Source organism: Flammeovirga yaeyamensis, assembly GCF_018736045.1.
In the GTDB taxonomy this organism is placed as follows: domain Bacteria; phylum Bacteroidota; class Bacteroidia; order Cytophagales; family Flammeovirgaceae; genus Flammeovirga; species Flammeovirga yaeyamensis.
Genome location: NZ_CP076132.1, coordinates 4,957,207 through 4,967,500 on the forward strand (window position 1 = coordinate 4,957,207; position 10,294 = coordinate 4,967,500).

General features: G+C 37.2%; 9 protein-coding genes and 2 rRNA genes (1 of these 11 cut by a window edge). 2 read left to right on the forward strand and 9 right to left on the reverse strand.

Annotation, left to right across the window (positions count from 1 at the left end; all coding sequences use genetic code 11):
- Positions 1 to 170: 170 nt before the first annotated feature.
- On the reverse strand, positions 171 to 551 hold the full coding sequence (gene gcvH, locus KMW28_RS19745; RefSeq protein ID WP_169667248.1) for a glycine cleavage system protein GcvH: 381 nt from the start codon (positions 549 to 551) through the stop codon (positions 171 to 173).
- A gap of 152 nt (positions 552 to 703) precedes the next feature.
- The gene (locus tag KMW28_RS19750) at positions 704 to 979 is read right to left on the reverse strand and encodes a hypothetical protein (protein ID WP_169667246.1); all 276 of its coding nucleotides are present in this window, start codon (positions 977 to 979) and stop codon (positions 704 to 706) included.
- Between the two features lie 190 nt (positions 980 to 1,169).
- Between KMW28_RS19750 and dxr the strand changes: the two genes are divergently transcribed.
- Both dxr and rseP read left to right on the forward strand, forming a co-directional pair.
- Entirely contained in the window at positions 1,170 to 2,327 is a 1,158-nt protein-coding gene (gene dxr / locus KMW28_RS19755; RefSeq protein ID WP_169667244.1) for a 1-deoxy-D-xylulose-5-phosphate reductoisomerase, read from the forward strand.
- A gap of 40 nt (positions 2,328 to 2,367) precedes the next feature.
- Positions 2,368 to 3,717 (forward strand): RIP metalloprotease RseP, encoded by a 1,350-nt coding sequence (rseP, locus tag KMW28_RS19760; RefSeq protein ID WP_169667238.1) that lies wholly within the window; start codon positions 2,368 to 2,370, stop codon positions 3,715 to 3,717.
- Positions 3,718 to 3,769: 52 nt separating this feature from the next.
- On the opposite strand, the gene KMW28_RS19765 is transcribed toward rseP, so the two are convergent.
- The 7 genes from KMW28_RS19765 to KMW28_RS19795 form a co-directional block, all read right to left on the reverse strand.
- Positions 3,770 to 4,765: a TerB family tellurite resistance protein gene (locus KMW28_RS19765; protein WP_066211651.1), complete on the reverse strand. Its 996-nt coding sequence runs from the start codon at positions 4,763 to 4,765 to the stop codon at positions 3,770 to 3,772.
- A 47-nt stretch (positions 4,766 to 4,812) separates the two neighbouring features.
- A complete protein-coding gene (trxA, locus tag KMW28_RS19770) occupies positions 4,813 to 5,115 on the reverse strand; it encodes a thioredoxin (protein WP_066211649.1) in 303 nt (100 codons plus the stop codon).
- Between the two features lie 174 nt (positions 5,116 to 5,289).
- Positions 5,290 to 6,849 (reverse strand): Rne/Rng family ribonuclease, encoded by a 1,560-nt coding sequence (locus KMW28_RS19775; RefSeq protein ID WP_066211647.1) that lies wholly within the window; start codon positions 6,847 to 6,849, stop codon positions 5,290 to 5,292.
- A 387-nt stretch (positions 6,850 to 7,236) separates the two neighbouring features.
- Positions 7,237 to 8,100 (reverse strand): tetratricopeptide repeat protein, encoded by an 864-nt coding sequence (locus KMW28_RS19780; protein WP_169667235.1) that lies wholly within the window; start codon positions 8,098 to 8,100, stop codon positions 7,237 to 7,239.
- A 76-nt stretch (positions 8,101 to 8,176) separates the two neighbouring features.
- On the reverse strand, positions 8,177 to 8,527 hold the full coding sequence (locus tag KMW28_RS19785) for an HU family DNA-binding protein (protein WP_257794016.1): 351 nt from the start codon (positions 8,525 to 8,527) through the stop codon (positions 8,177 to 8,179).
- A 226-nt stretch (positions 8,528 to 8,753) separates the two neighbouring features.
- A 5S ribosomal RNA gene (rrf, locus tag KMW28_RS19790) occupies positions 8,754 to 8,865 on the reverse strand.
- A gap of 68 nt (positions 8,866 to 8,933) precedes the next feature.
- Positions 8,934 to 10,294: ribosomal RNA gene (locus tag KMW28_RS19795) — 23S ribosomal RNA — on the reverse strand; it runs 1,518 nt beyond the window's last position.

Genomic DNA, 10,294 nt, shown 5'->3' on the forward strand with positions numbered 1-10,294 from the left:
TGATTTAGTGAAATCAAACGGATAAAAATTGCTTGATGATACCTTCGATAAAACCTAATTCGTTTCTATCTGTAAGTGACATCATCAAATGATACTCTAAATTAAAAAAAATGACATAAAAAAAAGAGTTGAACAAGAATGTCCAACTCCAATTTAATTTTTTCTGCTATCTAGTCTGCTATCTCTGCTTGGTAAGTTTCACTAGTCATTAGACCTTCCACTTCAGCTGGATCGTTCAATTTAATTTTGATCATCCAACCTTCTCCATAAGGATCAGAGTTTACTAATTCAGGTGCAGCATCAATTGCTTCGTTAATTTCTACTACTTCGCCAGCTACTGGCATAAATAAGTCAGATACAGTTTTTACCGCTTCTACTGAACCGAAAACCTCACCTTCTTCAACTTCTTCACCTTCAGCAGTGATGTCAACGAATACGATGTCGCCTAATTCACTTTGTGCAAATTCAGTGATACCTACATAAGCAAATTCACCTTCTACACGTACCCACTCGTGATCTTTTGTGTATTTTAATTCTGCTGGAAAATTCATGGTAATATTAAATATTATATGTGATTTATCTATGGTTTTCGTAAAGGACGAAAAACTTCGGACAAATAAACAATTAAAGACAGATATTTACAATACTTAAATGTAGTTTAAAATAAATTAATGCTCGATCTATAGTATTTATCCAAATCTGTTTACTCATTATCCACAATAATAGAATCTTGATTTAAAGTTTCTACGGTAAATTGCAGATTTTCGAAAATAACATCTTGAGCATTATCTCTTAAATTCGATTGTAACAATACATTATCTCCTTTAGGAATGATAAGCTCCTTTTTCAAAACGAAAGTACTATCTTTTAAGATGACATCTACATCGAGTTCTATCATCTTATCATATAAGGAATCTGTATTTTGAAGCTTCATTACTGCGTAGGTATGGTGCAGTGCTTCAGGCTTTTTTTTGATCACTAACACACTAACATTGTTGCTATTTAAGATTTCTTGCCATGATTCTGTGATTCTAAACCTTTTTTCTTGACAAAAAGCCGGTTCTGAATAAAAAGAAATGCTAAAAACTAGAAAGAGAAGTAACTTAGGTGTTATTTTGCAAGGCAGAAATTGATTTACATTTTTGTAAAGACGAATAAACAAAGATTTTATGACCGCAAAGTCAGTCGCGATCCTTGGATCTACAGGATCAATTGGCACGCAAGCCTTAGATGTGGTACGTGCAAATACTTCTTTATTTTCTATAAGCATTCTTTCGGCAGGTAATAATGTCGATTTATTAATAAAGCAATGTATTGAGTTTAAGCCTAGATTTGCAATAATAGGCAACAAAGATAAGTTTTCTTCTCTTAAAGAAGGATTAAAAAACGAAGACATTCAACTTCTTGCTGGTGTTGACGGTATCTGCGAAGCACTTGTTAGTGTAAAAAGTGATATCGTTTTAACTGCTTTAGTAGGATATGCAGGTTTAAAGCCAACGTTAACTGCCATAGACCAAGGTATTACAATTGCTTTAGCCAATAAAGAAACTTTGGTAGTGGCTGGAGAGTTGGTAACAGCTAGAGCTCAGGAAAAAAATGTAGCTATTATTCCTGTTGATTCAGAACACTCTGCAATTTTCCAATGTTTGGTAGGTGAAGATCATAACCCAATAGAGAAAGTGATTCTTACTGCTTCAGGCGGACCTTTTAGAGGGAAAAAACGAGAGGAACTTTTAGAAGTGACCAAAGCACAGGCTTTGAAACATCCGAATTGGAGTATGGGTGCAAAAATCACTATCGATTCAGCATCACTTATGAACAAAGGGTTGGAAGTTATCGAGGCAAAGTGGCTTTTTGATGTAGACGATCATCAAATTGATGTTATCGTACATCCACAATCTATCATTCACTCTCTTGTTCAGTTTGAGGATGGATCTATGAAAGCACAAATGGGATTGCCTGATATGAAACTTCCTATTCAGTATGCTCTTGGTTATCCTAACCGCTTGCCATCTGATTTCGAAAGATTCAATTTTATGGATTACCCGACACTTACTTTCGAAACTCCCGATAAAGATACTTTTGTCAACCTGCAATTGGCCTACAATGCTTTAAAACAAAAAGGCAATGCAGCTTGTATTCTTAATGCAGCAAATGAAATTGCTGTAGAAAGATTCTTAAAGGATGAAATTAAATTTTTAGAAATTGCTGAATTGAATTCCTATTGCATGGAAAATTATCAGTACATTGCGTCGCCTTCTTATGAGGACTATGTAGCTACAGATACTCAAGTGAGGGAATTAGCTAAAAATTGGACAACAAAATAAAAAATAAAATCATAGCACAGCGCTATGTTTCAATAGATATATGGATGCATTAGTTATGGCGGCTCAGCTTATCGCGGGGCTATCAATATTAGTTGGTATTCACGAATTTGGTCACTTTGCAGCGGCAAAGATTTTTAAAATTCGTGTCAATAAATTTTACTTATTCTTTGACTTTCTTTTTCCTTTCCCAAACCTTCTTAAGTTTTCTATTTTTAAGTTTAAAAAAGGAGATACAGAATATGGTCTAGGATGGTTCCCAATGGGTGGCTATGTGGATATTGCAGGAATGATTGATGAATCAAAAGGTGCGGATGATCTAGAAAGTGTTCCACAACCTTGGGAATTCAGAACGAAGCCAGCCTGGCAGAGGTTAATCGTAATGATGGGTGGTATTATCATGAATGTAATCACTGGTATTGTGATCTTCATTGGTATGAATTATCACAACGGAGAAACTTATATTCCTATTGAAGAAGTAAACAAATATGGTGTTTATGCTTCTAAACTAGGAGAGAAAATCGGTATCCGTACAGGCGATAAAATTATTAATGCCAATGGTGAAAAAGTAACTAGATACAGCGACATCACTGATGGAGACTTTTTCTTTGCTGATGATAACTACTTGACTGTTCTTAGAGATGGCAAAGAGGTTAAAGTAGTCTTCCCTAAAGAGACGATCGATTGGATGAGTGATAAGGAGTTCGAAAATATGCGTTACGTATATCCAAGATATCCTTTCAAAGTAAAAAGACTATTAGAAGGATATCCTGCAGAACAAGCCGGGCTTAAAGAAGGAGACGAACCTATAGCTATTAACGGTGTTGATGTCCCTTACTTCTTTGAATTTACCGAAGAGTTATCAAAGTATAAAGAAAAAGAAGTGACACTATCCGTTAAAAGAGGAGATCAAATTGTTGATCTTAAATTAGCAGTTAACGAAAATGGGAAAGTCGGTTTTGAACCACAGTTTAATATAAAATTTGAATCTCATCCTTACACATTAGAAGAAGCAATTCCTGTAGGAACAAAACAGGCCTTCAATGTTATTATTCTTCAAATAAAAGGATTCGCAAAAATATTTAAAGGAGAAGTTTCTGCAAGTAAATCTATTCAAAGCCCAATTGGGATGGCGAAGATATATGGTTCTGTTTGGGATTGGAATAGATTCTGGACATTAACCGGATTATTATCTATGGTCTTGGCATTTATGAACTTCTTGCCTATTCCTGCTTTAGATGGTGGCCATGTAGTTTTCTTGACTTACGAAATGATCACTAGAAAGAAACCTTCAGAAAAAGTATTGATGGTGGCACAACAAATAGGAATGTTGCTACTATTGTCAATAATGATATTTGCTTTTGGAAACGATATATTTAAGTTATTCCAATAAGAATTTTAAAGTATAAAAAAGTCCCTTTGATGTTTTATCAAAGGGACTTTTTTTATTTATAATCAAATAGTGTGGACCTCATCTTGAGCACTTTTGCTTCTGTATCTACGAGGTAGAATACAGTATGTGCTATATCTTCAGGGATACCTAATAATTCAGCTGCTTTTTCAGTGGCTTCCTTTTCTTTTTCTGGAAAATCAGCATCCGCATTGGCCATTTTTATAGCATTGTATAATAATGTACGCTGAAAATTAATGGTGACATCTACTTTTAAGTTATTCAGGACTTCCTCAAGATCCCCGTTAAGATAATCGTATTCGACGACTTGCTTAGCGATATGTTCAGGTGTTTCAGAAACCCTCACAAACTGATTCAAATACCAATCTTTTTCAGCATCAGATACTACTCCATCAGCACCTGCGATAATCATCAAAGCATACCCATAATTTAATTGAGTGTCTTCGCAAGTAAAACGAACGCCGAAAGTATTTCTTTCTAACACAGAAGCAGGCTTCATGTTTAGAGATTTCAAATCAGAAATAGGATGTGCTTCATCATCTTCAAGTTCAAAGAGAGATTTCCGAATCATCTCTAACGACTTTTCTGTATTTACTAAACCTTCAATAGTTTTAGCAATAAAGAAAGGTACGCCTAGCAATTCTGCAGCATTATGAACTGCTTCTTTTTCTTCCTTTGCATACACTTCGTCTGCTCTTGCCATCATTACAGCATCGTAGACTAATGTACGTCTATAGTTCATGGGAACATCAATATCAAGATTTTCAAGTTCATGTTTTAAATCGAAGTTGATAAAATCGAATTCTTTGATTTCTTGTTTCTGTTCCTCAGAAGCACCTACAATATCCAGAAAATCATTAAACACCCAATTCATTTCTTCTTCAGATACTTCTCCATCAGCTCCAGAAATAGCTAATAATATTTTCACGTAATTCATCCATGAATCTTTATCGACATCATTGCAGGAATGAATAACAGTAGCTAAAGGAGAGGCTTGTATAACCTCTTGAGTGGTTTGAATAATAGACATTTTGATAGAATCTTGTAGTTAATTATTCTACTAAAATTTAGTAAAGATTAATTGATATGCTTGCTTAATATTTTCTCTAATTCGAATTCAGGAAGTACGCCTGAGTTTCTCCACAAAATTTTGCCTTTATGAAATAAAATCAATGTAGGAATACTTCTCACCTGATACTTCATCATTGCTTTTTGATTATTGTCGGAGTTCACTTTGATTACTTTTAACTTGTCGCCCATTTTAGTTTTAATGGAACGAATCGTAGGTGCAATCATATGACAAGGTTGACACCAATCTGCATAGAAATCGACCAATACAGGTACTTCTGAGTTCTGTATCAAGTTACTAAATTTTGACATAATCTATATTTTTATTTTCTATTTCCACTTTTAATACATGATTTTCAAAGAATATATCCAAGACAATATCTCCGAATCAAATCACAATACAAATATATGAACTAATTTTCATATATTCATATATATAAATAAAAGAAAAGCTTCCACCACATCTTGTGTGATAGAAGCTTAAAATCATTTTAAAGAAATTTCTTCATCATGATGATCAAAGAATTTATATTCGGATAATGCTAAAGAAGAATCCTCAAAAATTTTGATCCATTTGAAATGATTAAAGAACCACTTCATTCTTCGAGAAGGGAATCCTCCAGTAAAGTAGGAATAGAGATACGGGTGAACGCCTAATTTTAATTTTTGACCATTCTGTTTCTCTAATAAATACATCACCTCTGCTTCAACTTGATCTGCAATTGCGATAGATGCTGTAATTTTTCCAGTACCGTTACACGTTGGACATTTCTCTTTCGTTACAATACTTAGTTCTGGCCTAACACGTTGTCTCGTGATTTGCATCAAGCCAAATTTACTCAACGGTAGAACTGTATGTTTCGAACGGTCCGCCTTCATTTCTTGCTTCATATGCTGATACAACTTCTGCTTGTGTTCAGCCTTCTTCATATCTATGAAGTCAATGACAATGATACCACCCATATCACGTAATCGTAATTGACGAGCGATTTCGGTAGCCGCTTCTAAGTTCACGTTGAATGCAGTAGCCTCTTGGTTATTCTCTGCATTCGACTTATTACCACTGTTAACATCAATAACATGTAGTGCTTCGGTATGTTCGATTACCAAATACCCTCCACTTCCTAAGCTAACAGTTTGACCAAAGAGTGTTTTTAGTTGCTTCTCGATACCTGTGTGTTCAAAAAGCTTGGTCTTTCCGGTATAGTGTTTAACAATTCCGGCTTTGTCTGGTTGAATTTGTTGGATGTATCTTCGAATTTCATCGTAAACATCTTTATCGTCTACAGTAATACTGTCGAACGACTCGTTAAGAATATCTCTTAACATAGAAGTGGCACGATTCATTTCTCCGATGACCTTTTCGCGTGGCTTAGCGACTTTCAGTTTTTCTACACCTTCTCCCCATTTAGTAACCAAATCTCTAAGGTCATTATTAAGTTCGGGTGCTTCTTGTCCTTCAGCAACTGTTCTAATAATTACACCGAAGTTTTCGGGTTTAATAGAATTTACAAGTTTAAGAAGTCTTCTTCTTTCACTCGCATCAGTAATTTTTTTGGATATGTTTACTGTGTTACTAAATGGAACTAATACTAAATATCTACCTGCCAACGATAGTTCACATGACAATCTAGGACCTTTTGTAGAAATTGGCTCTTTTACAACTTGTACCATAATCTTTTGATTTTGTTTCAGTACTTCGTTGATTTTTCCGAGCTTGTCAATTTCTGGTTCTAAACGAAACTGCTTCAAGTTTTCACTCACATGCTTATGATGTTTTCCTTGTGCCAACTTGATGTATTTCAATAGGGATCTCACTTTTGGACCTAAATCCAAGTAATGAAGAAAAGCGTCTTTATCATACCCAATGTCAATAAATGCAGCATTTAAGCCAGGTACTACTTTTCTTACTACTCCAAGATAGATATCTCCTACTTGAAATTTTGTTTCATCATTGTCATAATGAAGTTCTACCAGACCTTTATCTCGCATAAGGGCAATTCTACTTCCCTCTTGCGTTGAATTGATAACTAGTTCATTACTCAACTCAATAAAAGTTTAAGGTGGACAATAAATTAAATGTACATGCAAATATGCATGCGTATCTACGTTTAGATACTTTTGTTTCCTTTAAGATAAGGAAAAACCTTGTCCAAGAAAACTTGAGCAAGGTTCTGTTCTTTTGTAAGCTGCGACTAGAACATTACTTTTTCTTGTGTCTGTTCTTTCTAAGTCTTTTCTTTCTCTTGTGAGTCGCGATCTTATGTCTTTTTCTTTTCTTACCGCAAGGCATATTCTTACAGTTTAAATTGTTTGAAATCTTTTCTTTAACTCATCTGACAAACACATAGTTGTCCATCAAACGAGTGCGCAATTTAAGGGAAATTTTGGATAAAAACGAATATATCTCAAAATATTCCATTCTTATTTACATTAATTATCCCATTCTGCTAGAGTTTGTGTAGCAGAAAGGCGAATTTCCTCAGTATCAGCATTTTTACTGATGTATTTCATCTCTTCTATTGCTTCTTTATTTTTGCCCGAACTATTCAAAGCAATCGCCAAATAGAAACGAGATTCCATATCTTTAGGATACAATTCTTTTACTTTTTCAAAGCGTTCGATGGCCTTATCAAATTGACCGGATTGTATAGATAATATCCCTAAACTAGATAATGCTAGCTGATGCTCTGGATCTTTTGCCAACACTTCTCTAATCATAGTAATACCTTTCATTGGTGCTTCAGAAACAACATACGTCATACCAATTTTTACTTTTGCGTCAAGATCTTCACCATTGATATCAATATACTTTTGGTAATTTTCTCTTGCCAATTTTGCCATCTTAGCAGACTTCTGCTCGCTCATTGCAAAAGTAAAAGCTTGATAATACGCATCTGCCCCCTCTTTTAATTCTTCGATATTTTTGGTTTGACCGTATGATGCCAATTTCCAACCTGCAGCCTGATCGAATTTATTCATTCTGAATAAAAGTTCGTATGCAGTGTTAGCAATAGTTGATTTTTCACCGGATGCTTTAGCAGATGAAAAAGCGTGTTCTAAAGAGTCTAAAGTGTTTTGTGTATCTGCTGGAAGTTTATCATGTGCTCCCATCGCCGCATCTGTTTGATGATCATGATCGCTATGGTCATGTCCATCGTCTTCTGAATGTGTTTCTGCAGATGGTGCTGAATCTACTGATTCTGTATTATCAATAATTACAGCTTTTGGTAACAGTGCAAACAAGGCGATAAGTACTATACCTGAAAAAATGAGTATGTATTGTTTTTTTCCCATTGCCATTTTTGGTTTAAAAAAATTGTCCACCCTTTCTAAAAGAGTGGACAATTTATAAATTTCTAATCAATAAAGCTTAGTTTTCGTTGATCAAACGAACTTTGTCACTTCCTTTGATTTTTTCAACAAACTCTTTAGAAGGTTTGAAGCTTGGAATGAAGTGCTCAGGAATTGGAATGATCTCTCCTCTTGAGATATCTCTACCTTTTTTAGAAGCACGCTTCTTATTAACAAAGCTACCAAAACGACGGATGTAGATATTGTTACCTTCAGCCATTTTATCCTTCACAACGTTAAAGAAGTCTTCAAGAACTTGACCTACAATTTCCTTATCTACTTCTACCATTGTCGCTGCATTTGAAGTCTGTGCTTCTTGACGCTTCTCAATTTTTCTGAGAATTTCTGTGATTACTTCTGCTTTAGTCACTTTAGTGATATTTTTAATTTATAAGATTGCTCCCCCAATACTTCTCTCACAATGAGTGAAGTACCAAAAGGCCGTTAGCCTAAATTGTACTTACAAAGGTAATAATCAATACGTTAAAATAATAGTACTTTGCTATTATAAATTACTGATTAACAATTTATTAGATATTTTTCACAAAAAAAGGTTAGCCAACATCTCGTGTTAACTAACCTTCTATATTTAATGAATGTGGCGCCGACTTACTCTCCCGGGGGTTAACCCAGTACCATCAGCACTGTAGGGCTTAACTGCTCTGTTCGGAATGGGAAGAGGTGAACACCTACGTCATTGGCACCATCAATGTTTTAATATCATTGACTGTGAACAGTAAAAACTTTGTCAGTGCCCCCATCAGGGGACACCAACCGAAGAAAAGCTTTCGGGCGATTAGTACTTCTCAGCTTAATCCATCTCTGAACTTACACTTGAAGCCTATCAACGTCATCATCTATAACAACCCTCATAAGGAAATCTCATCTCGAGGTGGGTTTCGCGCTTAGATGCTTTCAGCGCTTATCCGCTCCACACATAGGTACCCGGCGATGCTCCTGGCGGAACAACCGGTACGCCAGAGGTGTGTCCAACTCGGTCCTCTCGTACTAAAGTCAGAGCCTCTCAAATTTCCAACGCCCGCAACAGATAGAGACCGAACTGTCTCACGACGTTCTGAACCCAGCTCGCGTGCCACTTTAATGGGCGAACAGCCCAACCCTTGGGACCTTCTCCAGCCCCAGGACGTGACGAGCCGACATCGAGGTGCCAAACCTCCCCGTCGATATGAGCTCTTGGGGGAGATCAGCCTGTTATCCCCAGAGTACCTTTTATCCTTTGAGCGATGGCCCTTCCATGCGGTACCACCGGATCACTATGTCCCACTTTCGTGCCTGGTCGAGATGTCTCTCTCGCAGTCAGGCTCCCTTATGCCATTGCGCTCTTCCGACGATTGCCGACCGTCGTGAGGGAACCTTGGAAAGCCTCCGTTACTCTTTTGGAGGCGACCACCCCAGTCAAACTACCCACCAAACAATGTCCGGGTTCAAAACCCGTTAGACCGTCGAACAGGAGAGGGCGGTATTTCAACAATGACTCCAAAACGCCTGGCGACGCTCCTTCACAGTCTCCCGCCTATCCTACACACTCCTGGCCAACGGCCAACGTTAAGTTGCAGTAAAGGTTCATGGGGTCTTTTCGTCCCGTTGCGGGTAAGCGGCATCTTCACCGCTACTTCAATTTCACCGAGCTCATGGCCGAGACAGCGTCCAGATCGTTGCACCATTCGTGCAGGTCGGAACTTACCCGACAAGGAATTTCGCTACCTTAGGACCGTTATAGTTACGGCCGCCGTTTACTGGGGCTTCAATTCAGAGCTTCGAATTACTTCTAACTCCCCCTCTTAACCTTCCAGCACCGGGCAGGTGTCAGGCTATATACTGAATCTTTCGAGTTCGCATAGCCATGTGTTTTTGTTAAACAGTCGCCTGGACTTCTTCGCTGCGGCCTCTTACAAAGTAAGTAGGCGCCCCTTCTCCCGAAGTTACGGGGCTAATTTGCCTAGTTCCTTAGCCATGAATCACTCGAGCGCCTCGGGTTACTCACCCTGACCACCTGTGTCGGTTTGGGGTACGGGATCCTATAACATAATCTTAGAAGGTTTTCTTGGAAGCGTTTCGTATCGTTATCAGATTGGCCGTGGCCGCTCTGTACTGTCTTGTCTCCCCAAGTCGTGCG

Excerpts from the sequence above, each read along its gene's own strand:
- gcvH (WP_169667248.1), bottom strand. The coding sequence starts at position 551 with ATGAATTTTCCAGCAGAATTAAAATACACAAAAGATCACGAGTGGGTA.
- dxr (WP_169667244.1), top strand. The coding sequence starts at position 1,170 with ATGACCGCAAAGTCAGTCGCGATCCTTGGATCTACAGGATCAATTGGC.
- rseP (WP_169667238.1), top strand. The coding sequence starts at position 2,368 with ATGGATGCATTAGTTATGGCGGCTCAGCTTATCGCGGGGCTATCAATA.
- KMW28_RS19765 (WP_066211651.1), bottom strand. The coding sequence starts at position 4,765 with ATGTCTATTATTCAAACCACTCAAGAGGTTATACAAGCCTCTCCTTTA.
- trxA (WP_066211649.1), bottom strand. The coding sequence starts at position 5,115 with ATGTCAAAATTTAGTAACTTGATACAGAACTCAGAAGTACCTGTATTG.
- KMW28_RS19780 (WP_169667235.1), bottom strand. The coding sequence starts at position 8,100 with ATGGGAAAAAAACAATACATACTCATTTTTTCAGGTATAGTACTTATC.